The sequence below is a fragment of the Bacillus sp. FJAT-53060 genome, from assembly GCF_037104745.1.
Taxonomy (GTDB): domain Bacteria; phylum Bacillota; class Bacilli; order Bacillales; family Bacillaceae; genus Bacillus; species Bacillus stratosphericus_B.
This window is the reverse complement of the sequence record NZ_JBAWSW010000021.1, coordinates 21,598-48,254: the sequence shown is the minus strand read 5'-3', so window position 1 is coordinate 48,254 and position 26,657 is coordinate 21,598. Positions and strand designations below refer to the sequence as shown.

Annotated in this window: 30 protein-coding genes and 5 pseudogenes; 28 read left to right on the top strand and 7 right to left on the bottom strand. The window is 40.5% G+C overall.

The features are described from left to right. From WAX46_RS09635 to WAX46_RS09625, 3 genes and pseudogenes are all read right to left on the bottom strand, one after another. Positions 1 to 126: pseudogene (locus tag WAX46_RS09635) on the bottom strand (IS3 family transposase); the annotation flags it as partial. A 113-nt stretch (positions 127 to 239) separates the two neighbouring features. Then, entirely contained in the window at positions 240 to 1,475 is a 1,236-nt protein-coding gene (locus WAX46_RS09630) for an MDR family MFS transporter (RefSeq protein ID WP_226568253.1), read from the bottom strand. A 466-nt stretch (positions 1,476 to 1,941) separates the two neighbouring features. Continuing rightward, complete coding sequence (locus WAX46_RS09625; RefSeq protein WP_226568252.1) at positions 1,942 to 2,391, bottom strand: YfmQ family protein; 450 nt, start codon at positions 2,389 to 2,391, stop codon at positions 1,942 to 1,944. A gap of 281 nt (positions 2,392 to 2,672) precedes the next feature. On the opposite strand from WAX46_RS09625, the gene WAX46_RS09620 reads away from it, so the two are divergent. The 4 genes and pseudogenes from WAX46_RS09620 to WAX46_RS09605 all read left to right on the top strand — a co-directional run bounded on the left by WAX46_RS09620 (position 2,673) and on the right by WAX46_RS09605 (position 4,651). Beyond that, complete coding sequence (locus tag WAX46_RS09620) at positions 2,673 to 3,005, top strand: hypothetical protein (protein ID WP_336493765.1); 333 nt, start codon at positions 2,673 to 2,675, stop codon at positions 3,003 to 3,005. Beyond that, the gene (locus WAX46_RS09615) at positions 3,002 to 3,982 is read left to right on the top strand and encodes a GNAT family N-acetyltransferase (RefSeq protein ID WP_336493764.1); all 981 of its coding nucleotides are present in this window, start codon (positions 3,002 to 3,004) and stop codon (positions 3,980 to 3,982) included. Before WAX46_RS09620 ends, WAX46_RS09615 begins: the two co-directional genes overlap by 4 nt. Positions 3,983 to 4,092: 110 nt before the next feature. After that, positions 4,093 to 4,399, top strand: a pseudogene (locus WAX46_RS09610) (iron-sulfur cluster biosynthesis family protein). 12 nt (positions 4,400 to 4,411) lie between these two features. Then, on the top strand, positions 4,412 to 4,651 hold the full coding sequence (locus WAX46_RS09605) for a YqkC family protein (protein WP_336493763.1): 240 nt from the start codon (positions 4,412 to 4,414) through the stop codon (positions 4,649 to 4,651). Between the two features lie 139 nt (positions 4,652 to 4,790). Here the strand turns inward: WAX46_RS09605 and WAX46_RS09600 are convergent. Continuing rightward, positions 4,791 to 4,904, bottom strand: a pseudogene (locus WAX46_RS09600) (IS3 family transposase); the annotation flags it as partial. A 275-nt stretch (positions 4,905 to 5,179) separates the two neighbouring features. On the opposite strand from WAX46_RS09600, the pseudogene WAX46_RS09595 reads away from it, so the two are divergent. Then, positions 5,180 to 5,372 (top strand): annotated as a pseudogene (locus tag WAX46_RS09595) (transposase); the annotation flags it as partial. Between the two features lie 77 nt (positions 5,373 to 5,449). On the opposite strand, the pseudogene WAX46_RS09590 reads toward WAX46_RS09595, so the two are convergent. Further along, a pseudogene (locus WAX46_RS09590) lies at positions 5,450 to 5,731 on the bottom strand (IS3 family transposase); the annotation flags it as partial. Between the two features lie 622 nt (positions 5,732 to 6,353). On the opposite strand from WAX46_RS09590, the gene WAX46_RS09585 reads away from it, so the two are divergent. Further along, on the top strand, positions 6,354 to 7,616 hold the full coding sequence (locus WAX46_RS09585) for a Rap family tetratricopeptide repeat protein (protein ID WP_336493761.1): 1,263 nt from the start codon (positions 6,354 to 6,356) through the stop codon (positions 7,614 to 7,616). Between the two features lie 26 nt (positions 7,617 to 7,642). Here the strand turns inward: WAX46_RS09585 and WAX46_RS09580 are convergent, their stop codons facing one another. Both WAX46_RS09580 and WAX46_RS09575 read right to left on the bottom strand, forming a co-directional pair. Continuing rightward, entirely contained in the window at positions 7,643 to 8,569 is a 927-nt protein-coding gene (locus tag WAX46_RS09580) for an alpha/beta hydrolase (RefSeq protein ID WP_226568260.1), read from the bottom strand. A 224-nt stretch (positions 8,570 to 8,793) separates the two neighbouring features. Then, the gene (locus tag WAX46_RS09575) at positions 8,794 to 9,720 is read right to left on the bottom strand and encodes an aldo/keto reductase (protein ID WP_336493757.1); all 927 of its coding nucleotides are present in this window, start codon (positions 9,718 to 9,720) and stop codon (positions 8,794 to 8,796) included. 167 nt (positions 9,721 to 9,887) lie between these two features. On the opposite strand from WAX46_RS09575, the gene WAX46_RS09570 reads away from it, so the two are divergent. The 22 genes from WAX46_RS09570 (at position 9,888) to WAX46_RS09465 (ending at position 26,564) form a co-directional block, all read left to right on the top strand. Continuing rightward, positions 9,888 to 10,445, top strand: a complete 558-nt coding sequence (locus WAX46_RS09570; RefSeq protein ID WP_336493756.1) for an NUDIX hydrolase — start codon at positions 9,888 to 9,890, stop codon at positions 10,443 to 10,445. After that, positions 10,442 to 11,623, top strand: a complete 1,182-nt coding sequence (locus WAX46_RS09565) for a TIGR00375 family protein (RefSeq protein ID WP_226568244.1) — start codon at positions 10,442 to 10,444, stop codon at positions 11,621 to 11,623. The genes WAX46_RS09570 and WAX46_RS09565 overlap by 4 nt, the downstream gene beginning before the upstream one ends. After that, positions 11,610 to 12,062: a GNAT family N-acetyltransferase gene (locus WAX46_RS09560; RefSeq protein ID WP_336493755.1), complete on the top strand. Its 453-nt coding sequence runs from the start codon at positions 11,610 to 11,612 to the stop codon at positions 12,060 to 12,062. Before WAX46_RS09565 ends, WAX46_RS09560 begins: the two co-directional genes overlap by 14 nt. A 24-nt stretch (positions 12,063 to 12,086) precedes the next feature. Then, complete coding sequence (locus tag WAX46_RS09555) at positions 12,087 to 12,341, top strand: hypothetical protein (RefSeq protein ID WP_336493754.1); 255 nt, start codon at positions 12,087 to 12,089, stop codon at positions 12,339 to 12,341. 110 nt (positions 12,342 to 12,451) lie between these two features. Further along, the gene (locus tag WAX46_RS09550; protein ID WP_312887866.1) at positions 12,452 to 13,582 is read left to right on the top strand and encodes a S8 family peptidase; all 1,131 of its coding nucleotides are present in this window, start codon (positions 12,452 to 12,454) and stop codon (positions 13,580 to 13,582) included. A 115-nt stretch (positions 13,583 to 13,697) separates the two neighbouring features. Next, on the top strand, positions 13,698 to 14,342 hold the full coding sequence (gene spoIIM, locus WAX46_RS09545) for a stage II sporulation protein M (RefSeq protein WP_226568241.1): 645 nt from the start codon (positions 13,698 to 13,700) through the stop codon (positions 14,340 to 14,342). Positions 14,343 to 14,463: 121 nt separating this feature from the next. Continuing rightward, positions 14,464 to 14,916, top strand: a complete 453-nt coding sequence (fur, locus tag WAX46_RS09540) for a ferric iron uptake transcriptional regulator (protein WP_003215577.1) — start codon at positions 14,464 to 14,466, stop codon at positions 14,914 to 14,916. 118 nt (positions 14,917 to 15,034) lie between these two features. Beyond that, positions 15,035 to 15,262, top strand: a complete 228-nt coding sequence (locus tag WAX46_RS09535) for a YqzK family protein (protein ID WP_226568258.1) — start codon at positions 15,035 to 15,037, stop codon at positions 15,260 to 15,262. 6 nt (positions 15,263 to 15,268) lie between these two features. Next, complete coding sequence (gene xerD, locus WAX46_RS09530; RefSeq protein ID WP_226568240.1) at positions 15,269 to 16,159, top strand: site-specific tyrosine recombinase XerD; 891 nt, start codon at positions 15,269 to 15,271, stop codon at positions 16,157 to 16,159. A gap of 153 nt (positions 16,160 to 16,312) precedes the next feature. Beyond that, on the top strand, positions 16,313 to 17,497 hold the full coding sequence (deoB, locus tag WAX46_RS09525; RefSeq protein ID WP_336493749.1) for a phosphopentomutase: 1,185 nt from the start codon (positions 16,313 to 16,315) through the stop codon (positions 17,495 to 17,497). Between the two features lie 11 nt (positions 17,498 to 17,508). Next, positions 17,509 to 18,321, top strand: coding sequence for a purine-nucleoside phosphorylase (locus tag WAX46_RS09520; protein ID WP_336493748.1), 813 nt, complete (start codon positions 17,509 to 17,511; stop codon positions 18,319 to 18,321). 272 nt (positions 18,322 to 18,593) lie between these two features. Continuing rightward, entirely contained in the window at positions 18,594 to 19,796 is a 1,203-nt protein-coding gene (locus WAX46_RS09515) for a D-alanyl-D-alanine carboxypeptidase family protein (protein ID WP_376776440.1), read from the top strand. 162 nt (positions 19,797 to 19,958) lie between these two features. After that, positions 19,959 to 20,312, top strand: a complete 354-nt coding sequence (gene spoIIAA / locus WAX46_RS09510) for an anti-sigma F factor antagonist (RefSeq protein WP_226568236.1) — start codon at positions 19,959 to 19,961, stop codon at positions 20,310 to 20,312. After that, entirely contained in the window at positions 20,309 to 20,749 is a 441-nt protein-coding gene (gene spoIIAB / locus WAX46_RS09505; protein ID WP_336493745.1) for an anti-sigma F factor, read from the top strand. Before spoIIAA ends, spoIIAB begins: the two co-directional genes overlap by 4 nt. Positions 20,750 to 20,761: 12 nt before the next feature. Next, positions 20,762 to 21,529, top strand: a complete 768-nt coding sequence (gene sigF, locus WAX46_RS09500) for an RNA polymerase sporulation sigma factor SigF (RefSeq protein WP_226568234.1) — start codon at positions 20,762 to 20,764, stop codon at positions 21,527 to 21,529. Between the two features lie 114 nt (positions 21,530 to 21,643). After that, positions 21,644 to 22,264, top strand: a complete 621-nt coding sequence (locus tag WAX46_RS09495) for a stage V sporulation protein AA (protein ID WP_226568233.1) — start codon at positions 21,644 to 21,646, stop codon at positions 22,262 to 22,264. After that, positions 22,254 to 22,670 carry a stage V sporulation protein AB gene (locus WAX46_RS09490; protein WP_226568232.1) on the top strand — a complete coding sequence of 139 codons (417 nt, stop codon included), beginning with the start codon at positions 22,254 to 22,256 and terminating at the stop codon, positions 22,668 to 22,670. Before WAX46_RS09495 ends, WAX46_RS09490 begins: the two co-directional genes overlap by 11 nt. Positions 22,671 to 22,691: 21 nt before the next feature. Next, positions 22,692 to 23,144, top strand: a complete 453-nt coding sequence (gene spoVAC, locus WAX46_RS09485; protein WP_226568231.1) for a stage V sporulation protein AC — start codon at positions 22,692 to 22,694, stop codon at positions 23,142 to 23,144. Positions 23,145 to 23,156: 12 nt separating this feature from the next. Beyond that, positions 23,157 to 24,173: a stage V sporulation protein AD gene (gene spoVAD, locus WAX46_RS09480; protein ID WP_226568230.1), complete on the top strand. Its 1,017-nt coding sequence runs from the start codon at positions 23,157 to 23,159 to the stop codon at positions 24,171 to 24,173. Then, a complete protein-coding gene (gene spoVAE, locus WAX46_RS09475; protein WP_226568229.1) occupies positions 24,173 to 24,523 on the top strand; it encodes a stage V sporulation protein AE in 351 nt (116 codons plus the stop codon). Before spoVAD ends, spoVAE begins: the two co-directional genes overlap by 1 nt. 6 nt (positions 24,524 to 24,529) lie before the next feature. Beyond that, on the top strand, positions 24,530 to 25,138 hold the full coding sequence (locus WAX46_RS09470; RefSeq protein ID WP_226568228.1) for a stage V sporulation protein AE: 609 nt from the start codon (positions 24,530 to 24,532) through the stop codon (positions 25,136 to 25,138). Continuing rightward, the gene (locus WAX46_RS09465; RefSeq protein WP_264188718.1) at positions 25,092 to 26,564 is read left to right on the top strand and encodes a spore germination protein; all 1,473 of its coding nucleotides are present in this window, start codon (positions 25,092 to 25,094) and stop codon (positions 26,562 to 26,564) included. The genes WAX46_RS09470 and WAX46_RS09465 overlap by 47 nt, the downstream gene beginning before the upstream one ends. Positions 26,565 to 26,657: the final 93 nt, after the last annotated feature.

Below are 26,657 nucleotides of genomic sequence, written 5' to 3'. Positions count from 1 at the left end.
TGTCTGAACCTGCGTCTTATTCTTGATATTCAATTCCTGCATGATCTCTTTCATAGGTACACCTGCCAATCTCATTTCTACAGCCTTCTGTTTGACTTCAACTGGATAACTCACTCTTGTCCCCATAGAAAAAACACCTCCATGTTTTATTTCGGATCACAACCGTCCGTTTTCAAACTTGAAGGTGTTTTTTATTTGTCTCATCTTAGGGGGTCAGTCCCCATATCAGAGCGGTTTTTCTAATGACCTCCACTGACTTTAACAGCCACGATAGCCGCCGTTCGTTTTTTAAAGCGGTAGTATCCGATGAGTAAGAACGGGGCACCTGCAATGGTGACAATCGACAGGACGGAAAAAATGGAAAAGGGATGGGCTGCGCCAAAAAAGTCAATACACAATCCGCCGACAAATGGACCGACGACGCTGCCTAGCTGAGAAAATCCCATCGCGCCAAAGTACGATCCTTTCACTTCAGGGTTTGCAATATTGTCCACAAAGAGATCCATCATCGCAAAGAGCAGGACTTCACCAATCGTAAACACGACAATGATGAAAGCAAGCATGCCAAGACTTTGTGAAAAAGCAATGGCTAACAAACTGCCTGCAAGAAGAACATTTCCGGTCGTCAACGACAAAATGGTCGAGTAGCGCTTGGCGATCATGATAAGCGGGTATTGAACGACAATGACAACGACGGCATTTAATGATAAAAGATATCCAAACAGCTTAGGGCCATCCTCAATAACAGGAGACGCTGATAAATATTGTGGCAGTGTTGAGCTTAGATGTGAATAACCGAACGAACATAAGGTAACGCCGATGAGAATAATGCTAAAGACCGTATCTTTCTGGATAATAGAAAGAGCTTTTTTGACACTAATTTGTTTGTTGCTTTCTGGTGCAGCAACTGGGTGTTTTTGAAATTGCCATGCCAGCGTTAAGCCATATAGAAAGTAAATCAAGGCAGCAACGAGAAACGGAAAGGTTGTTTTTGATGACCCAAGATATAAGCCAAGCAGCGGGCCGAAGATTACGCCAATGTTAATGGCCGTATACCGTAGATTGAAAACAAACAACCGAATGCTTGACGGTGTCACATCCGATAAGAGTGCTTTAGAAGTTGGCTCAAACAGTGCTCGGCACAGTCCGTTTAAAGCATTCATGATAAAGAAGACCCAAATGGCATCTGCAAACGCAAAACCAACAAAGACAAGTGTCCAACCGAAGATCGATAAAAGCATGACCTTTTTTCTTCCAATTCTGTCAGAAATATAGCCACCATAAAAACTCGCAACGATCCCAATAAGAGAGCTAACGGCAATGATTAATCCAGCTGAAGAGGCTGAGGCGCCTTTGACTTGTGTCAAATAGACGGCTAAAAAAGGAATGCTCATGGACGTCGCCATTCGGCCAAATATCGTACCGATGATGATCGTCCAACTAAGCGGATGCAAAGTACGTAAATTATTTTTCATGCTGTCCTCCCCTGAGTTTGTAAGATGTTCCCATCATACATGAAAAATTGTGCAAATTAAATACACAATTTGATGGAGGAGACATCCGCCATATGGTAGAGAAGCTTGAACTGGTCATAAGAATGTTTCTTTTTGCCGATGTGTTGAGGACTTAATGGGCAATGACTTTCCATCTATCTGCTTATAGCCATTTGACGACAATCCATATTAATCGAGATCAATATTGACAATTTGCTATAAGGAAAGGGTTAGAACATCTTCGTTATTCACCATTTTCATGCGCTGCGTTTCATTTCATAATGATTGGCTTTGACCCTATTGGAACGTATGCTCTGTTTCTGTTGTAACCAACAGGAGGCGTAATTGATACTGGGAAAACATCATAAGAAAAGAAGCAATGAAATTTGTAGAACCATACAAAAAAGACGAAGTGTCTTCCACTTCGTCCAATCTGATTAGTGTATTTTCAAGCATGTGCCATGTTGTGGAACGTTTGGAGCGGTTCAGAACGCAAACGATAAGCCGTAAGCTTTTTCTTTGGCTTATGTGTATACTGCCGCACCACGTCCACGTGATCATCATAATGGAACAGATAAAGGGTGACATCGTGCTTACCAAGCTTTGTTTGCAAGGTAAGCGGGGCTGGTCCTTCATTCGGGTGAAGAAAGCGCTCTTCATCACCAGGATAAATATAGTAGCGTTCAATAAAGATCGCATCATTAAAATGTTGAATGACTTCAGATGTTCGCTGATCATCAAGCGAACGACCCTGAAAAGTAATATTTGTTTGATCACTTGTTACTTTTGCATGCACCGCATAACGACTCAGCAGGCGTTCGACCACACCAGAAGGCAGCGAGGTGACAATCAGTTTTAAAAGACTAAACACAACAAGGGAAATAACAACCCAAACCAATATCATCATCTCCAATAAACATTTGTTACATTTCCTATATGATCCATCTTAACATAACCAAAGAAAGAAACTTTCGCACAAAAAGTGAACTTTTTGAAATAAGTGTGAAGGTTTAAAAGGAGGTGGCGGCCAAAAGAAGAACCAACAAATGAAAATGAAAAAAGGCTGGCATACTGTCTTTACAACCATTTGATCAGACAGGTAGACTATCGAAACAATCATATTTTTGAGAAAAAAGCGATTCAAACAAGGAAAGCAAATTGAAAAGGGGCGAGGCCATCATGATACGTCAAGTAAAGCCGTCAGATTTTTACGCCGTCACATCCGTTATTCAAAGCTGGTGGGGAGGCAGAGATTTACGTGCAAAATTGCCAAAGCTCTTTTTTGAACATTTCCAGCATACAAGCTTTGTTGTCGTTGAAAAGGAATGGAGAACATCAATTAAGGCTGTGACAGCTTCTATCAATAAAGTCTTCATTGCTTACCATACAAAACTCGGTTTTCAGATAGAAAAGGGAGATAAAAAAGTAGACGGTATCTCGGTTTTTTCAGATTATGATGGAATTCATGAAGACCGTGTGTTATTTGTGAAGAGGCTGGAGGAGAAAGGATGATCAGTCAGCTAGATCAAAAAAATAAAGAACAAGCAAAACAGATCTTACATATCCAATTGGCTGCATATCAGAGGGAAGCAGAGCAAATTGGCTACCAATATTTACCGCCCTTAAAAGAAACGGTCAAGGACATCATGGAAACAGATGAGATGTTCATAGGGTTTGAAAAAGAAGGGTCTTTGTTAGGGATCGCTTCATATGAAATGTATGAGGACCGAATCGTCCTCAGCCGGTTAGCCGTGCATCCTCAGCATGCCCATCAAGGGATTGGAACAAAGTTGATGCATTCCATTATCGAGCATCATCAACCAATTGAACTCACAACGGCGGAAGCGAATATACCAGCGATCCGGCTCTATGAAAAGCTTGGGTTTAAACAAACGAACCGTTTTCAAGTAGAAAACGAGCTCATGTTAACAAAGATGGAACGTTCGATGCTTCGAAAGGTGGAAGTGGTTGAATACAAAATGAGCTGGCACGAACAATTCCGTCATGAATTAGAGAAACTGAAGAAAGCAGTGGGTGACAACTGGGTAGATGGTCACCACATTGGCAGTACGTCAATCAAAGGAATGGCCGCTAAGCCTATTACTGATATTCTGCTAGAAGTGAAGCATATTAACGACCTAGATGAGTGCAATCACCTGTTTAGTCAGCTTGGATATGAAGCCCTCGGAGAAAACGGACTCAAAGGAAGACGTTTTTTTAGAAAAGGCGGCTTACAGCGATCACATCACGTTCACGCTTATGAAGCTGGACATGAGGATGTAAAAATACATTTAGTGTTCCGGGATTATTTAAGAGCAGCACCAGAGCGTGCCAAGGACTATGCAGATAAAAAGCACCAATTAGCGAAAGTACACCCGGGAGATATGGCAAGTTATATCAACGGAAAAAATGCAATCATTAAAGAAATTGAGCAAGAGGCGTACAATTGGTCAAAGCAGCTTGGAACAAACAATCCGGCAAATGAATGACCATTATGTAGCACAAGATATTCTGAAACAGGAATGGCAAGGGCGCGAACATGCTGAATTGATGGTTGATATGTTACAATGTAACAATCAACGAAAAAAGGATGTTCGTCATGTATATTCAAATTACAGAATCAGCAGCAGCCTTTCAACAAAACGACAAGTAGAGCATGAAGCCCTATGATTCAGATGGATGCGGCTGTGCGGTAAGCGGTGTACCAATAATTTGGCTCACAAGCGAAAGAGCAGGGAGTGGGAAGGGCTCAAGCATAATCAGCCATTTAACCTTTATATACACACAGCACAAAGGTGTTTTTTGACGAGGAAATGACGATTGATTTTAATGAAAAAGCCAATACACTCATGTTGAAAAGTCCTCAACTAATACTCAGCCCGAGAATGGGTATACTTGTAAAGTAAGGTGGAAAAGTAGTGGATCAAAAGCTGAAAGTGATACAAAACATGGCACAAAATAAAACGTGGGTGTCGTTTTTAAATAATAATCATCCTTATAGCCTTCTGCACTGGTCAATCGGTGGAATGGATTCAGTGAAAAAGGACGTTTGGCTTCTTCAGGATGAAGTCACATTTGAAACGGAAGAATTTCCAACGCTCGAATTAGCTGTCAATTGGATCAAAGAGAATATGGATCAAGTAACAGATGTCTTATAAAAAGCTCTTTGCTGTGGTCTTATCCCTGTCAAGTAGACAATTATAAAAAGCCTAACCTGCCAGTGTGTGACGGTATTCTACCGGAGCACACTGGTTTAATTTTTTCTGGAATCGATCGTGATTTTAGAATTGAATGTAAGGCATTATCTAGGCAGTTCCCTCTTCGAGAATGACTGCCCTTCAAACCAACGTTTTCTAGTCGCTTTTGATATGCTGGTGTTGTGTATTGAAAGCCTTGATCAGAATGAAGTACTGCTCCTTTGACAGTTTCCACGCGACGATCTCATTGTTGTACAGATCTTGTATAGCAATAATAGAAACGATGCTGGCAAGCAATATAGGTAATATCAGTTACATATAACTGATTGCAGCTTGTAGACAAAGTCTACAAGATTTTTTGTATAATAAGGGTAATAACACAATTCTGCGGGGGATGAACATGTTATCGAAACGTGAAGAAGAGAGAAGAAATCAATTAGAAGTAGTGGCTTTAGATGAATTAGTGCCTGAAGATCATCTTGTGCAATGAATAAGAACATCTACGCAAAACGTAAAGAAACGATTGAATGCGTTTTTGCGGATGCAAAAGAAAAGCATGGTATGCGTTGGACGAAACTTCGTGGACTGAAAAAAGTTTCAATGCAGGCGATGCTTACTTTCGCTGCCATGAATCTCAAGAAAGCTAGCAAACTGGACATGGAAAGGACCATGTCCAGCGTAAGACAACTGATAAATTTTATCAAAATAAGTGAAAACCCCACTTTTACTTGAAGTAAAGGTGGGGTTTGTCTACGGTCTGATATCAGTTACATATAACTGATTGTATTGATTGGTTTTAAATTTTCGGTTTAATCTGTTTGGTTGGACAACCGAAGCTTGTCTTCCGAAATAACGACGTTTTTTTCGAATGATTGATTGGATGTTCATCTCTTTCATCAACCTGTAGACACGCTTATGGTTGATGTGAAATCCTTCTTTCTTTAAAGCGACTGTCATCCGAGGATAGCCATAGAAGGGATGTGAATGATGAATGGCCATGATGTGCTCTTTTAAGAGTTGTTCATTCTGTTTCCGTTCCATTCTAGTCCTTTTATTCTTAAACCATTTATAATACCCCGATCGTGATACTTTGGCGATACAAACGAGCCATGTCAACGGATAAAGATTCTTTAATTCATGAACAGCTTCAAACCATGCAGTCTTCAAAATCCGTCCTCCCCATGAAGATTTGGATAACGCTTTTTTAAGTATTCTACCTATGCCTTTAAATAATCTCTTTCTTCTTCTACATTTTTAAACGTTAACTTAGGACGTCCACTAAAAGGATTTTCTGACTTTGTCTGTTTTCCTCTTCGGTCTTCAAAAGATTGTCCCTCACGATATTTTCTGACCCTTAGAGGGGATAATATCACTGAAGAGGGCTTTTTTCGTACCATCATCATCTCATCAAACAGCAGAGCTGTCTAATTTGATAAATGATCTTTTTAAATGACAAAAAGCAGTTTTCAACGAATGATTCGACAAAATGAGAAAAATGGGAATGAAAAAATAGTGGCAATAAATGCCGAAAAATAGGCAATTGAAGCGTTTATTGCGGGATACCGAAAACTTTGCGAAAAACGACATTTCATATTTCTTCCATTCGAGGAAATATGATAGAATACAACATGTATCGTATATGGAAGGGAGGTACTAAAGTGAATTGAAGCTCAAGCTGTCATCGCCTCAGGTTGGAATCAAAATAAACGAATGGTATAGGCAAATTTGCGGATTTCACGTCATGAAAGCAGAGAAGCTGAAAGCCGAGATCGAGCAGGAAATCCTTGAGATGGAGCAGGATCAAAACCTGTTGCTATTTTACCAGCTAATGGATTTTCGCCATAAGGTGATGCTCGAATATTTTGAACCGGCAAAGAAAGCTTCGAATGATGAAGAAATTAAGAAGCTTCTAGAAATGATAGAGCATTCGCAAACGAAATTAACCGATATGCTTGAATACTATGTTCATTTTTTCACAGGAATGTTTGAATTTGAACAGAGAAATTATTTAAGCGCTATTGCTTATTACCGTTCCGCAGAAAAAAAGCTCAATCTCATATCTGATGATATAGAAAGAGCAGAATTTTATTTTAAATTAGCAGAAATATACTACCACATGAAACAAACCCACTTTTCGATGCACTATGCCTTGCAAGCGTTAGACACGTACTCTGCCTACAGAACGTACATGCTGAGAATCGTCCACTGTGAATTTGTTATTGGTGCAAACTATGATGATTTGAAATGCTATGAACATGCATTGCCCTACTTTAAAAATGCTCTAAAGCGAGCACGCTCAATTGGAAACCCTCGAGTCATAGGTTCGGCCCTTTTCAACTTAGGTAACTGCTATTACCAAATGAACGACCTTGCGGCAGCAAGTCGTTATCTGAAAGACTCTCTTGAAGTGTTTGAAAAGGAGAATTTAACCCATCTGAATCGCTCTTTAGACCCACTATTTATGCTCACACAAATCCTGTTTAAACAAAAACAAATAGAAGAGTCGTTAACCCTCTATCAACAAGGTATTATGAAAGCCTGTGAATTAGAAGATGAAATTTATATCTGCAAATTTCAGTTTTTAAAAGCATTATACGTTGATGCAGAAATAAAGATCATAGACGATACATTAGACCTGTTGGAGGACAAGCGCTTATACCCGGATATTGAGGAATTGGCACTTGATGCAGCTCATTATTATAATGAGCTTGGATTATTTGAAGTATCTACTCGGTTTTACGAAAGGAAAATTCAAGCTATATCAAAAATTCAAAATGGAGGTCATTTATATGAAAATGAGTTTGATAGTTCTTTTATTGGCAGCAACTGCAGGATTATCGGTCATGAGTCAACAGCAATCGGAAGAGAGTCATATGGAGCTAGCGGGCAGACACCATACAACAGTGGTGACTATCGTATAAGTTAACTAGTAAAGAGGAGATGAACTGCTGTTCATTCTCCTCTTTTCTCTTGATTGAGTTCAAATGTTTGAAGAAATGCTTGGACCTCTTGTTCATAAGCTTCCTTATTTTCACTAAAAGACATCGCATGAGCACCGTGTGGCGCAATAAATAGCCGTTTATCACCCTTTTTTCGTTCATATAACTGCTGGCTTTGTTCGCACGGGATATAATCGTCATGACGGCTATGGATAAAGAGAACAGGTTCTTTCACCTGATCGATCACATCAAGCGGGGAAACTTGCCGGATGCGATATCCGTCCCTCCATTTTAAAACTTGATCACTTAGTGGAAGAATCCAATGACCTGAAAGGCGAAAATCCGTTTTTAACCGAAACACCAGCTGATCCCTAAAAGAAGCAAAAGGACAATCCGCAATGTAAAAATTTGCGTTTGCTTCTGGTTTTGAAGCATATAACAAGGCAGTAACTGCACCCATTGACTCTCCATGTATTCCAATGACGGCACTTTCCCCGATCCTTTTTCTCAGCCACTGAACAACCTGCGCTAAATCTTCTTTTTCATAGTATCCATAACTAGTGGTTTTTCCGCCACTCATCCCATGTCTTCTATGATCATAAAGCATCACATTCCATCCGAGCTTTTGGAATAATTTCATATATTTAACTGAATTGATCAAACTGACTGTGACGCCATGGCAAAGCACGATGGTGCGAGTTGTTTTTGGAAACGGCACAAAGTAGCCATGAACATCATAACCAAATGATGAGGGAATACAAACTCTCTCTTTTTTCAACTGTTTAAATTCCTCGTGATGATAATGACCTTCATCTGATTCTCGTTTGATTAACTCTTCATCTGTTAATTTACGAATGTACATCATTTTATTGGTGAAAAAAATGCCGATTGCAGCAAGTGGAAATATTATAAAGGCAAGTATAGCGGTCCATCTCTTCATCAAGCTCATTCTTCCTTTCTGAAGTTTTTCTATGATGATCATACCACATGTTGGGAGCTTGGCGTCACTCTTGCTCAGCAAATAAAATGGATGGTACACTAGGGCAAAAAAGAAAAACAAAAACGACAAGAGCTCCTTCCTCAGAGCTGCTAGATGAAAGTCATTTAGATGGAGAAAGCATAAAAGCTAAAAATGAGATCACATAAGGAGCTTCCTTTTACGTTCTATTTATTGAAACGGTGCGTCTCATACACAGACTGTCTTGTATAATATGTCAATGCTTTTACTTCTTGATCGCTTAAAGAACGTGCATTTGCCGCTGCCACATTTTCTTTTAACTGTTCCACCGAGCTTGCGCCAAAAACAACGGAACTGACAGCAGAGTGCTTTAGTAAGTATTGAATGGACAGTTCAGTGAGTGATAAGTCATAGGCGACTTTCTTTAACGAAGGAATGACCTGCTGAAGCTCTTCAAATGAGTATTGAAGATACCCGTTCTTTTGAATCGCTGCACTTGCTTGCGAAAGTGGTTTTTCAGTTAATAATCCTTTCGCTAGAGGACCTCTTGCGACGACACTAATGCTTTGTTCTTCAAGAAGAGAAAGCCATTCTTCTGGACGGCGGTCGAGTAAACTATATTGCATCATCACACTGACAATGTTCGACTTTTTGGCATATTCTTTCATGACATTTGGACGGATAGAAGATATGCCGTAATATCGAATAACGCCTTCTTCTACTAATTCCTCAAAAGCCTCAATGGTTTCTTCAATTGGGTCATCAATCGTGCCCCCATGTAATTGATATAAATCAATATAATCTGTTTGAAGCCGTTTGAGGCTCTGTTTCACTGCCTCTTTTATGTATGCCTTTGAAGGGTCCCAGTCCCAGCCAGATTTGCCTTTTTCAAAGCGGTTGCCGCCTTTTGTGGCCAAAATCAAATCTTGCCGCCTGTTTTTAATGGCTTCCCCGACAATTTCTTCATTTGTCCCAAAATCATATAAATCGGCTGTATCCAAATAATTAATTCCAAGGTCTATAGCCTCATCTAATAAAGAGAGCGCTTTTCCTTTTTCCGTTCCAAGGGACATACATCCTAGTGCCGCCTCGCTCACCAAAAGATCCGATGTACCAATTCGTCTTTTTTTCAATTCCATCACACTCCTATCCTTTCACCTTAAGTGAAAAAAATCTGGAATTCAAGTTAGGTGATTTTAAATGGCGCATTGAAGCGAGCTTTCGCTTTTCGACTCTCCTAAATCATCTATGTTAAAATAAATGAAGGAAAAAGTGAAAGTAGAACGAGGAGCTGACAAAATTGAAGGACTTTGAAGAAAAAACATTATCGTCTAAAGAATTATACAACGGAAAAATCATTGACTTGGTTCTTGAAGATGTAGAATTGCCCAATGGAAGACAGGGCAAACGAGAAATCATCAAACATCCAGGTGCAGTAGCAGTCATTGCACGTACGGAAGAAAATAAAATCATTTTGGTCAAGCAATACCGTAAAGCACTAGAGCGGGCCATCGTTGAAATCCCGGCTGGAAAATTAGAACAAGGTGAAGAGCCGGCACATACAGCACTGAGAGAATTAGAAGAAGAAACAGGGTACACGACTCAGCAGCTAAAAAAGCTGACCGCCTTTTATACATCGCCAGGGTTTGCAGATGAAATTGTTCACATATATCTTGCAGATCAGTTGGTTCCGCTTGAAGAAAAAAGAGATCTGGATGAAGATGAATTTGTCGAAGTGATGGAAGTTACGTTAGAAGAAGCATTGCACCTCATTGAAAAACAGCATATTTATGATGCAAAAACAGCCTATGCCATTCAGTACTTACAGCTGCAAGAGGTACTTAAGTCTACAAAATGAGGGAGTTTTTTGCTGACATCCATATTCATATTGGCAGAACGAGAACAGGCAGGGCTGTCAAAATTACAGGTGCAAGGTCGCTCACAATTGACCAAATTTTATTAGAGGCGTCACAAAGTAAAGGGATGGGGATGATCGGTGTGATTGATGCACAATCTCCTGAAGTCCTAGAAGAATTGATAGAAGGTGTAGAGGAAGGCAGATACACTGAATTGAATGATGGAGGTCTATCATTTGGGCAAACGGTTTTACTTTTAGGCAGTGAGATAGAAATCAATGATGACTATTCAAAGGGTCCGATTCATGTGCTTGCGTTTATCCCCACATTACACAAAATGTGCGAGTTCTCTGCATGGCTCTCTCTACACATGAAAAATGTGCATTTGAGTTCACAGCGCCTTTATGTTGATGGGAGAACACTTCAGCGTAAGGTCAAGGAGCTTGGAGGGTTATTTATTCCTGCCCATATATTCACACCGCACAAAAGTTTATACGGCAAAGGGGTAAACACTTCTTTAACAGAAGTATTAGATCCAGAACTCATTGATGCTGTTGAGCTTGGTCTTAGCTGTGATACGTCAATGGCCTCCCAGTTAAGTGAGCTGAACCGCTATCCCTTTTTAACGAATTCAGATGCTCATTCCTTAGGGAAAATTGCGCGAGAATATACAAAAATTCAAATGGAGCATGCCTCCTTTTCAGAATTCAAACTAGCCCTTCAAGAAAAAGATGGCAGAAAAATCATAGGAAATTATGGCCTCACTCCGCGGCTTGGAAAGTATTATCATACGACCTGCGAAAAATGCGGGATAAGACCTGACAACCAAGACCAAGAAAAATGCCACGCATGCAGACATACCCGGATGACAAAAGGGGTGAGTGAACGTTTAAAGGAGCTTGCCGACCAAGAAAGTGACAAACGGAAGAGACCTCCTTATGTTCATCAGCTCCCGCTTCAATTTATTCCGGGGGTTGGAGCCAAAACGTTAGAAAAGCTAAAAGCTGTTTTTCACACAGAAATGAATATACTTCATCAAGCAACAGAACAAGATTTAAAAGCTGTCCTGCCAGAAAAAACAGCCAATTACATCATCAAAGCGAGAAAGGGCGAAGTTGGACTGATCTCTGGCGGAGGCGGAGTCTATGGAAAGGTGGATATCAATCATGAGTCAACTTAATTGGACGTGTCAAACATTTGAACAACTGGCGAAAGAGGATCTTTACCTGATGTTGATGGAAAGAGTCAATGTGTTTGTTGTAGAACAAGCATGTCCTTATCCTGAAATCGATCATCGTGATCAAGAAGCGCTTCATTTAATCGCAAAAGAGAACGGAGCCATTGTGGCTTATTGCCGAATATTCCAAAGGGGGGTCATGTACACGGAGGCATCCATCGGTCGTATCCTTGTAACCCAGGCTGGCCGGAAAAAAGGTTACGGGAAAATTCTGCTCAGCAAGGCTTTGGAAAAGCTCAATGAATTAGGTGAAACAAGTGTCAAAATTCAGGCGCAGGCGTATTTAAAATCGTTTTACGAATCATTTGGCTTCAAAGCTGTCTCAGATTGTTATGATGAAGATGGAATCCCGCATCTTGATATGGTGAAAAAAGAAAGATAGGCGTGTTTCGTCTATCTTGTTTAAATGCTTTCATGTATCATTACGACAACGAAAGGGGTTTTGCCAAATGGGAAAAGCAAAGCAAAGAAAAAGCGAGAACCTATACAAAGGCAGCACAGCCGAAATCCTGAACTGTCGAGAGGACACATGCCGCATTTTAGTACACACGAAAGAAAGACAAAAACAAAACAAGAAGCCTTGATGAAGAAACATAAAGGTAGGAATGCTTATGATTGCGATCAAGAAGATCATAAGCATTTTTATTTTGCTTTTTTATGAAGAATAATCAAATAAATGGAAAATTATAAAAAAATAGGACAAACGGTCGTTTCTTTTTGTCTCAAAATGTAGTTAAATGACAAAAAGCAATAAAAGGGAGAGTGAGTATTGTGAATGTCAAGACATTTGGTGCAGGGTTTTGTATGGTAGCGATGCTGCTGACATCGATCACGTTTGGTGCATCAGATATATCTGCAAAGGAGCAAGCAAAAAAAGAGTATATGATCGGATTTTCTTCTTCAGTTCAAGACAAAGCAAAAAAACACCTTGTTGAAGAAGCTGGTGGGCATGTGAAAGAATCAATAGAACAAATAGATATGATGAAAGTTTCATTGAATGAGGTATCGAAAGAGAAATTGAATCAAGCAAAAGAAGTCACCTTTATTGAGGAAGACCAAAAAGCAAAAACAACCGGTCAAACTGTCCCACATGGCATCGAAACCATTAAAGCGCAAAAGGTACATAAACGAGGGTACGCCGGACAGAATGTCAAAGTAGCTGTTCTTGATAGCGGCATTGATGGCAAGCATGAAGATTTACACGTAACAGGTGGGGTGAGCTTTGTTCCAACGGAGTCTGACCCGCTTGTTGATCCGCATGAACACGGAACACATGTGGCAGGCACGATCGCAGCATTAGATAATAAGGTTGGAGTCGTTGGTGTCGCGCCAAAAGCTTCTATTTATGCTGTTAAGGTAGCAGATGAAAATGGTGATAGCTACTATAGTTGGATTGTGAAAGGCATTGAATGGGCCATCGAAAATGACATGGATGTCATCAATATTAGTATGGGGGGAGCAAGTGAATCAGAGGCACTGAAGGAAGCTGTAGATAGAGCGTATGACAAAGGAATTCTGATTGTGGCTTCTGCCGGAAATGCTGGAAGTTATGGTTCACTCAATACGATTGACTATCCTGCAAAATACAGCTCAGTGCTGGCTGTCGCATCTGTTGATCAAAGAAAGAAAAGAGCCTTTGATTCCTCTGTTGGCGAAGAGGTAGAAGTATCGGCCCCAGGCGTTTCAACGTTAAGTACAATTCCTGGTAACGAATATGGCTACAAGAGCGGAACGTCAATGGCTTCACCACATGTAGGGGGGGCAGCGGCTGTGATTCTATCAAAACATCCGAATCTAACGAACGAAGAAGTGCGTGAAAGACTTTCAAAAACATCGACAAAGCTTGGAGATCCATTTTATTACGGTGCTGGGCTTGTGAACGTACAAAAAGCCGCACGATAAATGAAAAGAGAAAGCAGTTGTGCTGGCTGCTTTCTCTTTTTCTTCGATAAAACTGTCATGTTTCGTAATCTCTCTCATAGAATCTAGTAACCTTTACTATTTGGGAGGAAGACGCATGCGGAAAAAGTCTTGGAAGGAACATCTACTTCAGCACGTAAAAGATCATCTATCGATTTATTTGTTTGTCTCTGTACTCTTTTTAATGGGTGTGATCTTTGGAGCCATCATCGTCAATAGCATGACAATCAGTCAGAAAGAGGATTTATTCTATTATTTAAATCAATTTTTTGGTCAGTTGACGAATGAGAAAGCAGGAGAAACAAAAGAAATGTTTTTGCAAAGCTTTCTGCATCATATGAAATATTTAGGCCTCATATGGATACTAGGAATTTCCATCATTGGCCTGCCGCTCATTTTTCTCATGATTTTCTTAAAAGGAATTGTCGTTGGATTTACTGTCGGTTTTCTAGTGAATCAAATGGGGCTCAGTGGATTCTTTCTTTCTTTTGTATCGGTTCTTCCACAAAATATCTTGCTCATTCCAGCCTATTTAGTGATCGGAACTTGTGCGATTGCGTTTTCCATTCGTTTGATTGGGCAGCTTTTCATGAAAAAAACCATCAGACAAGCGCCAGTTCAGTGGTTTGGATGGTATGCATCTGTGCTGCTTATGATTTTAGCGCTTGCTGCACTTTCCTCATTTTTTGAATCGTACCTATCATTCATGCTGATGAAAAAACTCGCGGGTGTCCTTTTTTGAGAACTTTATAATTGTTATTAAATAATAATAAATTTATTTATCAATTTAAAATGGTTATAGTTGGCTCTCTGCACATCATTTGATATAATGATCAAGTAATGTGGCGTAGGAGGGAAAGTTAATGGAAAATCGGATTGATCGAATTAAGAAACAGCTTCATTCTTCCAGCTATAAGCTCACGCCACAGCGTGAAGCAACAGTAAGAGTACTGCTTGAGAATGAAGAAGACCATTTAAGTGCAGAAGATGTATACCTCCTCGTAAAAGAGAAGTCTCCTGAAATTGGTCTTGCTACTGTTTATCGGACGTTAGAATTGCTAACTGAACTGAAAGTTGTTGATAAAATTAACTTTGGAGACGGCGTTTCGCGATATGATCTTCGCAAAGAAGGAGCCGCTCACTTCCATCATCATCTTGTCTGCATGGAATGCGGGACAGTCGATGAGATAGAAGATGATTTATTAGAAGATGTTGAAGAGATTATTGAAAGAGACTGGAAATTTAAAATTAAGGATCATAGATTGACATTCCATGGAATTTGCCATCGCTGTCATGATGATGAATCCGGCAAATAATCCGGGATTGGAACCTTTTCATTCAAAATGAAAAGGTTTTTTGTATGTTCGCTGTATATTCCTTGTCCCATCTGGCATATGCTGAAGTAATGAGAAGATGAGAAAGGACATGAAGATCATGCAAAAATGGCTCAAAACAACAGGTGAAGTGATAAATGTATTTATCTTGTTCACTGGTTTTACCGTCTTGTTCTATTATGCTATGATATGGATAAATTCAGAATATGAGAGCTATCATCGTTATGATAAACCAGAGGGTGCAGCGATTAAAGTGATGGAAATGAATCAGCCGAATCAAGACAACTGGCAAGACCGATTGATCTATTTTTATCAAAACGGGGAGTAGAAACCATTGAACGATCAATTATCCGACTTTATTCATTTTATGACAGTAGAGAGAGGGCTATCTGAAAATACCATTGTCTCTTATAAAAGAGATTTACAGAACTACTTGTCTTTTTTAATGACACACGAGCAGTTGACGGATATCAAAGATATCACGCGACTACATATCATTCATTATTTAAAGCAGCTAAAAGAGGAAGGGAAATCGAGTAAAACGTCTGTGCGACATCTATCATCGATCCGTTCCTTTCATCAATTTTTACTTCGGGAAAAAGTGATAACAGATGACCCATCGTGGAACATTGAAACGCAAAAAACAGAGCGGAAATTACCGAAGGTTGTATCCCTTGATGAGGTGGAAAAGTTGCTCGATACACCAAAGCGGCACACACCATTTGACTACAGGGACAAAGCCATGCTGGAGCTTTTATATGCAACAGGTATTCGCGTGAGTGAAATGCTGGATCTCACGCTTGCAGATGTTCATCTCACAATGGGCTTTATCCGCTGTTTTGGAAAAGGAAGAAAGGAGCGAATTGTGCCAATTGGCGAGGCCGCTGCAAGTGCAATTGAAGAGTATATAGAAAAAGGCAGAAGCAAGCTGCTAAAAAAAAAGCCAGCGGATGCCTTATTCCTCAATCATCACGGGAAAAAGATGTCGAGACAAGGCTTCTGGAAAAATTTAAAAAAACGAGCCCTCGAAGCAGGCATTCAAAAGGAATTGACGCCGCATACGCTCAGACATTCATTTGCTACACATTTGCTTGAAAACGGTGCTGATCTAAGAGCTGTACAGGAGATGCTCGGTCATGCAGATATTTCAACGACACAAATTTATACACATGTCACGAAAACAAGACTGAAAGAAGTGTATCATAAATTTCATCCAAGGGCATAAGTAAAGCATGACACGGTGAACATGTATCATGCTTTTTTTATGTTTGTACGTTTAAGGTTGTCAATTGACTTGAAAACCGTTTATACTTGAGATGTCTGACCTCTCTGCATTTGAAAGGTCAAAGGATAAGAATATTAAAGGGGGCGATTTTTAATGCCTGATTATCAGTATAAACGCATTTTCATCATTGTGATGGATTCAGTAGGGATTGGGGAAGCTCCAGACGCTGCTGATTTTAATGATGTAGGTGCAGATACACTTGGACATATTGCTGAAAAAATGAACGGGCTTTATATGCCGAATATGGCGAAGCTTGGGCTAAGTCATATTAAAGAAATCAAAGGAATTCCAGCGGACGAAAAACCGCTTGCGTATTATGGAAAAATGCAAGAAGCATCAAACGGTAAAGACACAATGACAGGGCACTGGGAAATGATGGGCCTTTACATAGACACCCCGTTTAAAGTCTTTCCAGACGGATTTCCAGAGGAACTATTAAATGAACTAAAAGAAAAAACAGGGCGTGGAATCATCGGAAATAAACCAGCCTCTGGGACTGAAATCCTTGATGAGCTTGGCGAAGAGCACATGAAAACAGGCGATTTAATCGTTTATACATCAGCCGATTCTGTTTTGCAAATTGCTGCTCACGAAGAGGTAGTACCATTAGAAGAACTTTACCGCATTTGTGAAATGGCCCGAGAACTAACATTAGATGAAAAATATATGGTAGGGCGCATTATCGCTCGCCCGTTTGTCGGGGAGCCTGGTGTATTTATCAGAACGCCAAACCGACATGACTATGCTTTAAAACCATTTGACCGTACAGTCATGAATGAGCTGAAAGATGATGGATTTGATGTTATTGCCATTGGGAAAATCTCTGATATTTTTGACGGCCAAGGAATCACATCTTCTCTCAGAACGAAATCGAACATGGATGGAATGGACAAGCTCATCGAGACACTTAAAACAGACTTTACTGGACTCAGCTTTTTAAACCTTGTTGATTTTGACGCTTTATATGGGCACAGAAGATATCCAGAGGGCTATGGAAAAGCATTAGAGGAATTTGACGCACGTCTTCCTGAAGTGTTTGACCTATTAAAAGAGGATGATCTGCTTGTGATCACAGCAGATCACGGAAATGACCCGGTTCATCACGGAACAGACCATACAAGAGAATACGTTCCGCTCATTGCTTACAGCAAAAAGCATCAGGAAGCGAATGAACTGCCAACAGCGAAAACCTTTGCTGATCTTGGGGCAACGGTAGCAGATAATTTCAAGTCAACGATGCCAAAATACGGAACAAGCTTTTTATCTAAACTCAAATAGGGGGAAATCTCGTGGGAGCACAGTTTTCAGAAGCGGCAGCATACATTAAACAAGCATCGACATACGTACCAACAGTAGGATTGATTTTAGGTTCAGGGCTAGGCATTTTAGCTGATGAGATTGAAAATCCAATTAAATTGAAATATGAAGATATTCCTGGATTCCCTGTTTCAACAGTAGAAGGACATGCAGGACAGCTCGTAATCGGGACGCTGAAAGGCACCGTCGTATGTGCGATGCAAGGGCGTTTTCATTTCTATGAAGGATATGATATGAAACAAGTGACGTTTCCTGTCCGTGTGATGAAAGAAATTGGCATTGAGACATGCATTGTGACAAATGCAGCCGGCGGTGTGAATACGTCCTTTCATCCAGGCGATCTCATGCTAATTACGGATCATATCAATATGATGGGAACCAATCCATTAATTGGACCAAATGACAGTCAAGGGGTTCGTTTCCCAGATATGTCTGCACCGTATGATAAGGGTCTGTTGGCACTTACAAAGAAAACGGCTCAACACTTAGGAATATCTGTACAGCAAGGTGTTTATGCTGGGATGACGGGTCCTTCCTATGAAACACCAGCTGAAGTTCGTTTCCTCAGAACGCTTGGTGCTGATGCGGTCGGTATGTCCACTGTGCCAGAAGTCATTGTGGCGAGTCATGCAGGAATGAAAGTACTTGGTATTTCATGCATCTCCAATGCTGCCTCAGGTATTTTAGATCAGCCGCTTTCTCATGATGAAGTCATTGAAGTGACGGAAAAAGTGAAAGCAAGTTTCCTTGATTTAGTGAAAGATGTTGTGAAACAACTCTCATAGCAACCAAAAGCCTTCTGTTCATCAAACAGAAGGCTTAGATTGTTGACAAAGGGCTAAAATGATCTTTATTTTAGCCCTTTGTCTTCTTTTCAGCGTAATTGAAAACCTTAGAAGTCTAAGAAGGACGAGTACTGAAGCGGAGCGAATTTAGGACTGACACCGAATGCGAGGGTTTGTCTACACGCTGAGCCTTCGGAAGGTTTTTTTATGGCAATCAAACGATCTCTGAATAAAAGAGCCTTAATGAGGAAAAAATAGAAAGGATTACGATAATGGAGGTCTGCCACTTGAAACGTCATATATGTGCATTGCTTATTTTAATGATAATTATCTCAATGGTTTCACCATCAGCGATAGCAAAAGAAAAGATAGAAAAACCAGGAGAAAAACAAACATCAGAACTAGCGCACGAAGCCAAATCAGCCATCTTAATTGAACGTGACACGGGGAAGGTGCTTTACAACAAAAACAGCGATGAAAAGCTTGCGCCTGCAAGTATGACCAAAATCATGACCATGCTTCTCATCATGGAAGCCATTGACCAAGGAAAGCTGAAAATGACAGACAAAGTGAGAACGAGCGACTATGCCGCATCCATGGGAGGCTCACAAATTTTCCTTGAACCTGGAGAAGAAATGACCGTGAAAGAAATGCTAAAAGGCATTGCGATTGCTTCAGGAAATGATGCTTCAGTTGCCATGGCAGAGCACATTGCAGGATCTGAAGAACAATTTGTTGAGCAAATGAACAAAAAAGCAAAAGAGCTTGGGCTTACCTCAACAGTCTTTCAAAATCCAACAGGACTTCCTGAAAAAGATCATTACAGCACAGCTCATGATATGGCAAAAATGACAAAAGAGCTGTTGAAATATGAACAAATCACTAAGTTCACGGGTGTATACGAAGACTATCTCCGGCAAAACACGGATAAAAAATTCTGGCTTGTAAACACGAACCGCCTGATTAAATTTTATCCAGGTGTCGATGGAGTGAAAACAGGTTTTACAGCCGAGGCAAAATATTGTTTAACCGCATCAGCCAAAAAAGGTAACATGCGCGTAATTGCTGTTGTATTCGGCGCAAGTACACCAAAAGACAGAAACGCCCAAGTGGTTAAAATGTTAGATTATGCATTTAGTCAATATATAACCCATCCGATGTACAAACGAGGACAAGACGTGGCAGAGGTCAAAGTGAGCAAAGGTAAAAAGAAAAAAATTCAGCTTGTCACATCTGAACAGATCTCTCTTTTAACGAAAAAAGGCGAAAATGTGGATCAGATCAAAAAAGAAATCAAATTATCACATGATGTCACTGCCCCATTTTCAAAAGGAACGGAGCTTGGTACCATTGTTTTAAAAATTGACGGTAAAGTATTGCATGAAAGCCCTGTTGAAGCAAAAGAAGGCATGGAAAAAGCAGGTGTTTGGACCTTCTTGAAACGAGCAATGAGCGAATTTGTAAAATGGGAATAAATTACTAAAGACTGCTGCAATTGGCAGTCTTTTTGTTATGAGCGGGAAGAAAAGAACATCTAATTGTGACGAATGGTCACTAGTTTTGTCATGGAGAAGGATTTATTTGATATAAAAGAGAAACATTCTTTATCCGAAATTAGAGCAAGGAGGAAGAAAAAGATGAGCCTTGGTATTGAATTTCAAGTAAAAGAGAGCGTACTTTGCATTCGGTTGACAGGAGAGCTCGATCATCACTCCGCAGAAACATTGAGACAAAAGGTGACGAATTGTTTGGAAACAGAGGACATTCGCCACATCGTGCTGAATTTGGCTGATTTATCGTTTATGGACAGCTCTGGACTCGGTGTGATACTAGGGAGATATAAGCAAATCAAACAGCTTGGCGGTGAAATGGTCGTCTGTGCGATCTCGTCAGCGGTGGACCGTTTATTTGATATGTCTGGCTTGTTCAAAATTATCCGTATGGAGCCTTCAGAGCAATCCGCACTACAAACATTGGGGGTGGCATCATGACAAATGAAATGAACTTGACCTTCTCTGCTTTGAGTCAAAATGAATCCTTCGCTAGAGTCACAGTCGCAGCATTCATCGCTCAACTTGATCCGACATTAGATGAATTAACAGAAATCAAAACCGTTGTATCAGAGGCGGTGACAAACTCTATTATTCACGGCTATGATGGGAATCCAGACGGAAAGGTGCATATTAGTGTCACACTTGATGACCATGTCGTTTACCTCACCATTCGTGACGAGGGCATGGGAATTACAAATCTTGAGGAAGCAAGGCAGCCCCTTTTCACAACAAAACCAGACTTAGAACGCTCTGGAATGGGCTTTACAATTATGGAGAATTTTATGGATGATCTCATAGTAGACTCATCTCCAGAAATGGGCACGACGGTCCGTTTAACAAAGCACCTATCAAAAAGCAAAGCGCTTTGTAATTAAGGAGCTGCTCATATGGATGTGGAGGTAAAAAAACAAGCAAAAAAAGCACAGCTGTCAAATGATGAAGTCAAACAGCTCATCAAAAAAAGCCAAGACGGAGAACAGCAAGCAAGAGACCTCCTCGTAGAAAAAAACATGCGTCTTGTTTGGTCCGTTGTTCAGCGCTTTTTAAATAGAGGATATGAACCAGATGATCTTTTTCAAATTGGCTGTATTGGACTGCTAAAATCTGTTGATAAATTTGATTTGTCTTATGATGTCAAATTTTCGACCTATGCAGTACCAATGATTATTGGTGAGATTCAGCGCTTTATTCGTGATGATGGAACGGTCAAAGTCAGCCGATCATTAAAAGAACTTGGAAATAAAATCCGCCGTGCAAGAGACGAATTATCTAAGTCTCATGGCAGGATGCCGACGGTACAGGAAATTGCCCATTATCTAGACATCACACCAGAGGATGTCGTCCTCGCCCAAGAAGCGGTTCGCTCGCCGTCTTCTATTCATGAAACCGTGTATGAGAATGACGGAGATCCCATCACGTTACTTGATCAAATTGCAGATCATTCAGAAGAAAGATGGTTCGATAAAATTGCACTGAAAGAAGCGATCAAGGAATTAGAAGAGCGAGAGAAACTGATTGTGTACTTAAGGTATTATAAAGACCAGACACAATCTGAGGTAGCAGAAAGGTTAGGTATTTCACAAGTACAAGTCTCACGGCTTGAAAAGAAAATTTTAAAACAAATCCAATTGCAAATGGATCAAAAAGACAGCTAGCCAATTCGGCTGGCTTTTTGTGTGTGGTAATTACCGGTAAATCAAGTTTCTTCAGTATGATAGCCATTTTTCACCACATACTATTTTTAACCCATCGTATAGGAAGTGACTTGGATGGATGGACAAATCTTTATTCGGCTGCGCCATCGAATCAAGACCGGTAATGATCAGCTCATTTATTTAAAGGATATCGCTCAAATCAATGGTGATGAGTTTGCTGTACAAAAGCTGAGAAAAATGCCGATGTATCATGTTAGCCAAAAGGATCGTCACATCGTGGTTTTAGATATCATGCATGTGATCAAAACGATCAAAAATACGTGGCCAGACATCGATATTCAAACCGTCGGAGGCTCTGAGGCCATTGTAGAAATTGACACAGGCAAACGTCAGCTTTCTCCCATTTTATTTGTGTTTGTATGGCTCCTATTATTTGTTGGAGCGGCCCTCGCCATCATGAATTTCCACGAGGATGTCAGTATGCGGATTGTTCATATTCGCCTATATGAAATGATCACTGGAAAAACGGTTGAGCATCCTTATTTATTACAAATTCCATATAGCTTTGGACTAGGTTTTGGCATGATTTTATTTTTTAATCATGTATTTAAAAAGCGTTTAAATGAAGAACCAAGTCCGCTAGAAGTGGAAATGTTTAAATACCAGCTCGATCTCGATCATTATGTTGCGCTCAGGGAAAATAAAGAAACATTGAAAGATATCCATGATCGGTAAGTGGCTATTTGTTGTGTTCGTTGGGCTTGGCGGCGGTTTAACGGTAGGGGCTGGATTTGTGGCATTTCTAACAGTCCTTGGGATTATACCTCGATTAATGCAATTAACCAAAACGCAGCGCTTCATACAAGGGTACGAGGCGGCTGTCATCTGTGGTGCGGTTGTTGGCGGCTGGGGGACCTTAAGTCTAAGTCATTTGCATTTATCCAAATGGCTGACTCTTCCGATCGGACTTTTATCCGGCATCTTCGTTGGAATGCTTGCAGCCGCTTTGACTGAAGTTTTAAATGTACTTCCTATCTTAACAAAAAGAATTGGAATGGACGGAAAAATTGTTTTACTGCTCATGGCCATCGTTTTAGGAAAGGTGTTTGGTTCACTATTTCATTGGCTTATTTATATTTAACAAATTTGGAGGGAACAACACGTGTCAAGTTTAAAAGAGAACTATCCATCTAAGGTAAAAACATATCAACCCAAACCTCCTTATGTACTCAACTGCATCAAGGCTTTTCTTGTTGGGGGTTTGATTTGTACTATAGGCGAGGGATTGCAAAACTTCTATATTCACTTTTTTGATTTTAATGAAAATACAGCTGGGAATCCGACGGTGGCGACCCTCATCTTATTTTCTTCCATTTTAACTGGTATTGGTATTTACGATAGAATCGGTCAGTTTGCTGGAGCGGGTTCAGCTGTTCCGGTCACAGGTTTTGCTAACAGTATGACAAGTGCTGCTCTTGAGCATAAAAGTGAAGGGCTTGTTTTAGGTGTTGCCACGAACATGTTTAAGCTCGCTGGGAACGTCATTGTTTTTGGTGTCGTTTCTGCATATATCGTAGGAATCATTCGATACTTCTTGGAAAAGATGTTTTCGTAGGAGGAATGAAACGTGAAATTAACAGGTAAACAATCTTGGGTATTTGAGCACAAGCTTTATGTCAATGCAGAAGGAACAGCTGCAGGTCCGAAAGAAAAAGAAGGCCCGATTGGTCATTTAATTGATAAGACATATGATGAAATGCACTGTTATCAAAAGAACTGGGAAATGGCTGAAAGACAGCTCATGGATGATGCGATATCATCTGCTCTTTCAAAAGCAAATTTGCAAAAAAGCGATATTGATCTATTGTTAGCAGGAGATTTACTGAATCAAAACGTCACAGCAAACTATGTGGCAAGAGAATTGAAGATCCCGTTTCTTTGCTTATTTGGGGCTTGCTCCACATCAATGGAGTCGGTTGCGATTGCCTCAGCATTAGTAGATGGTGGTTTTGCAAAAAGAGCCATCGCTGCTACCAGTAGTCATAATGCGACAGCAGAGCGTCAATTTCGTAATCCGACAGAATACGGTGGACAAAAACCAGATACAGCGACAAGTACAGTGACTGGGAGCGGGGCCGTGATAATCAGCGAAGAGCCCTCTCAAATTCAAATTACAAGCGCAACCGTTGGACGAGTCATGGATCTTGGGATCACAGACCCATTTGACATGGGATCGGCAATGGCACCGGCAGCAGCAGACACCATTAAGCAGCACTTAGGAGACTTAGGCAGAACGGTTGATGAGTACGATCTTATTTTAACAGGTGATCTATCAGGCATTGGCTCACCGATTTTAAAGGATCTTCTCAAAGAAGATGGCATTCAGCTTGGCCGAAAGCACGATGATTGCGGCTTAATCATCTATACACCTGATCAAAATGTGTTCGCTGGAGGCAGCGGATGTGCTTGTTCAGCTGTTGTGACGTTCAGTCACATCTTTCAAGAAATGAAAGCTGGGAATTTGCAAAGAGTATTGGTTGTGGCAACTGGGGCGCTTCTTAGCCCGATGATGGTCCAGCAAAAAGAGACCATTCCAACCATTGCACATGGTGTCGTATTTGAACGTGCAGGAGGAGAAAGCTAATGGATTATCTTATCGCTTTTGTTGCAGGCGGACTTATTTGCGTCATCGGACAGCTTTTATTGGACGTACTCAAACTCACGCCTGCACATGTCATGACCACCTTTGTTGTGGCGGGAACTATATTAGACGGGTTTGGTATTTATGATAAATTTATTGATTTTGCAGGTGCGGGTGCTACCGTTCCTATCGTTAGCTTTGGTCATAGCCTGCTTCATGGGGCGATGCACCAGGCAGATGTACACGGATTCATCGGAATCGGGATCGGTATTTTTGAATTAACCTCTGCTGGAATATCAGCTGCGATTTTATTCTCATTTCTTGTCGCACTTATATTTAAACCGAAAGGATAACTTCATATGGGGAAAAGACGTAAAGTCATTTTAGTGACAGACGGAGATATATATGCTGCCAAGACCATTGAACTTGCCGCAAAAAAAGTCGGTGGAAGATGTATTTCTAGCTCAAAAGGGAATCCGAGCAAACGAACAGGACCTGAACTTGTACAGATGATTTTAAAGACGCCGTCTGATCCGGTGTTTGTCATGTTTGATGATTCTGGTCTAACAGGTGAAGGAACAGGGGAGACGGCTATGAAGTATGTAGCACGCCACCCCGAAATCGAAGTGATTGGAGCCATTGCAGTTGCATCAAAGACGCATCAAGCCGAATGGACAAAGGTACATGTCTCTATTGACCGGGAAGGTGAACTGACAGAATACGGTGTGGACAAACATGGACTTCCAGAAATGGAGCCTCATAAAATGAGCGGGGATACGGTATATTGTCTCGACTCACTCCATCTTCCGTTTGTTGTTGGGATTGGAGATATTGGCAAGATGGGACGGAAAGATGATCTAAGCAAAGGATCTCCAATCACAATGAAAGCAGTTGAATTAATATTAGAGAGGAGTGGCTTCCATGAAGAAAGACAAAGTAAACGTGTACCGAGATCCGAAGAAAAATGAAAATTACTTCAAGGAAAATGTCGGCATGGGTCTCAGCTTTGACCTTGGCGTTCGAAAAATTTATATACATGATCAGGAAATACAACTTTACTATGTAAACGGTTTGTATGATACACAGCATGTCATCTATTTATTAAAAGAACTGATTGAAATCAATGACAACGAACCAGAATCAGATCACATCGCACGTGTAGTAGAGAACCGTCTTGTCAATCAAGAAGTCTCAAAAGTCGACACGCTTGATGAAGCTGTGGATCAAGTGCTGTCAGGGCTTGTTGCAGTCATCGTAGAAGGGGAAAACTACGCATTTATCATTGACGTCAGGAGCTATCCTGGCAGAATGCCAGAGGAGCCGGATACAGAAAAGATTGTCAGAGGGGCGAGAGACGGATTTGTTGAAAACATAAATGTAAATACAGCACTCATTCGAAGAAGAGTGCGAGATGAAAAACTGCGATACAAAATGCTCAAAGTAGGCGAACGTTCAAAAGCAGATGTATGTGTTTGTTACATTGAAGATATTGCAGACCCAGATCTTGTGAATATTATTGAAAAAGAAGTATCAGGGATCAAAGTAGATGGACTGACGATGTCTGATAAAACGATTGAAGAATTTATTATTAAGCAAGGGTATAACCCTTTTCCACTTGTGCGGTATACCGAGCGACCAGATGTAGCAGCTAACCATATTCTAGAAGGACATGTTATCATCATTACAGATACATCCCCTAGTGTCATCATTACACCGACCACTATTTTTCACCATGTTCAGCATGCAGAAGAATATCGCCAAGCACCAGCAGTGGGCACTTTTTTAAGGTGGGTGCGTTTTTTAGGAATATTATGTTCTACCTTCCTTTTGCCGATTTGGTTTCTTTTTATCCTAGAACCAAATCTGTTACCTGACAATTTAAAATATATTGGGTTGAATAAACCTTCTCGTATTCCTGTCATTCTCCAAGTATTCCTTGCTGATTTTGGGGTGGAATTTTTAAGGATGGCAGCGATTCATACACCAACAGCACTATCGACCGCCATGGGGTTAATTGCAGCCGTTTTAATTGGACAAATTGCCATTGATGTTGGTTTATTTACACCAGAGGTCATTTTATACGTCTCACTAGCAGCAATCGGCACATTTACCACTCCTAGCTATGAGTTAAGTGTCGCCAATAAAATCATACGACTGATCATATTAGCACTAGTGGCGATCTTTAAACTGAATGGACTCATCATTGGTTTTACGTTGTTAATTATTTATTTAACATCCATTCGTTCATTGCAGACGCCATATATGTGGCCGTTCATTCCTTTTAATGGAAAAGCTTTGTGGCAAGTGCTGATTCGGACTTCTGTTCCTGGCTCCAAAGTAAGGCCAAGCATCGTTCACCCTCAAAACAGATCAAAAATTCCGCCAAATTCTTAACGTTCATTGAAAGTGGCTGAAGATTGTGATATTGTATTTTTAACTTTGAGAAACGGCAAAAGGCAGCTCACGCAGCTGTCTTTTTTCAGCCGA

Excerpts from the sequence above, each read along its gene's own strand:
- WAX46_RS09630 (WP_226568253.1), bottom strand. The coding sequence starts at position 1,475 with ATGAAAAATAATTTACGTACTTTGCATCCGCTTAGTTGGACGATCATC.
- WAX46_RS09620 (WP_336493765.1), top strand. The coding sequence starts at position 2,673 with ATGATACGTCAAGTAAAGCCGTCAGATTTTTACGCCGTCACATCCGTT.
- WAX46_RS09615 (WP_336493764.1), top strand. The coding sequence starts at position 3,002 with ATGATCAGTCAGCTAGATCAAAAAAATAAAGAACAAGCAAAACAGATC.
- WAX46_RS09580 (WP_226568260.1), bottom strand. The coding sequence starts at position 8,569 with ATGAAGAGATGGACCGCTATACTTGCCTTTATAATATTTCCACTTGCT.
- WAX46_RS09565 (WP_226568244.1), top strand. The coding sequence starts at position 10,442 with ATGAGGGAGTTTTTTGCTGACATCCATATTCATATTGGCAGAACGAGA.
- WAX46_RS09560 (WP_336493755.1), top strand. The coding sequence starts at position 11,610 with ATGAGTCAACTTAATTGGACGTGTCAAACATTTGAACAACTGGCGAAA.
- WAX46_RS09555 (WP_336493754.1), top strand. The coding sequence starts at position 12,087 with ATGCTTTCATGTATCATTACGACAACGAAAGGGGTTTTGCCAAATGGG.
- spoIIM (WP_226568241.1), top strand. The coding sequence starts at position 13,698 with ATGCGGAAAAAGTCTTGGAAGGAACATCTACTTCAGCACGTAAAAGAT.
- fur (WP_003215577.1), top strand. The coding sequence starts at position 14,464 with ATGGAAAATCGGATTGATCGAATTAAGAAACAGCTTCATTCTTCCAGC.
- WAX46_RS09535 (WP_226568258.1), top strand. The coding sequence starts at position 15,035 with ATGCAAAAATGGCTCAAAACAACAGGTGAAGTGATAAATGTATTTATC.
- deoB (WP_336493749.1), top strand. The coding sequence starts at position 16,313 with ATGCCTGATTATCAGTATAAACGCATTTTCATCATTGTGATGGATTCA.
- WAX46_RS09515 (WP_376776440.1), top strand. The coding sequence starts at position 18,594 with ATGGAGGTCTGCCACTTGAAACGTCATATATGTGCATTGCTTATTTTA.
- spoIIAA (WP_226568236.1), top strand. The coding sequence starts at position 19,959 with ATGAGCCTTGGTATTGAATTTCAAGTAAAAGAGAGCGTACTTTGCATT.
- spoIIAB (WP_336493745.1), top strand. The coding sequence starts at position 20,309 with ATGACAAATGAAATGAACTTGACCTTCTCTGCTTTGAGTCAAAATGAA.
- sigF (WP_226568234.1), top strand. The coding sequence starts at position 20,762 with ATGGATGTGGAGGTAAAAAAACAAGCAAAAAAAGCACAGCTGTCAAAT.
- WAX46_RS09495 (WP_226568233.1), top strand. The coding sequence starts at position 21,644 with ATGGATGGACAAATCTTTATTCGGCTGCGCCATCGAATCAAGACCGGT.
- WAX46_RS09490 (WP_226568232.1), top strand. The coding sequence starts at position 22,254 with ATGATCGGTAAGTGGCTATTTGTTGTGTTCGTTGGGCTTGGCGGCGGT.
- spoVAE (WP_226568229.1), top strand. The coding sequence starts at position 24,173 with ATGGATTATCTTATCGCTTTTGTTGCAGGCGGACTTATTTGCGTCATC.
- WAX46_RS09470 (WP_226568228.1), top strand. The coding sequence starts at position 24,530 with ATGGGGAAAAGACGTAAAGTCATTTTAGTGACAGACGGAGATATATAT.
- WAX46_RS09465 (WP_264188718.1), top strand. The coding sequence starts at position 25,092 with ATGAAGAAAGACAAAGTAAACGTGTACCGAGATCCGAAGAAAAATGAA.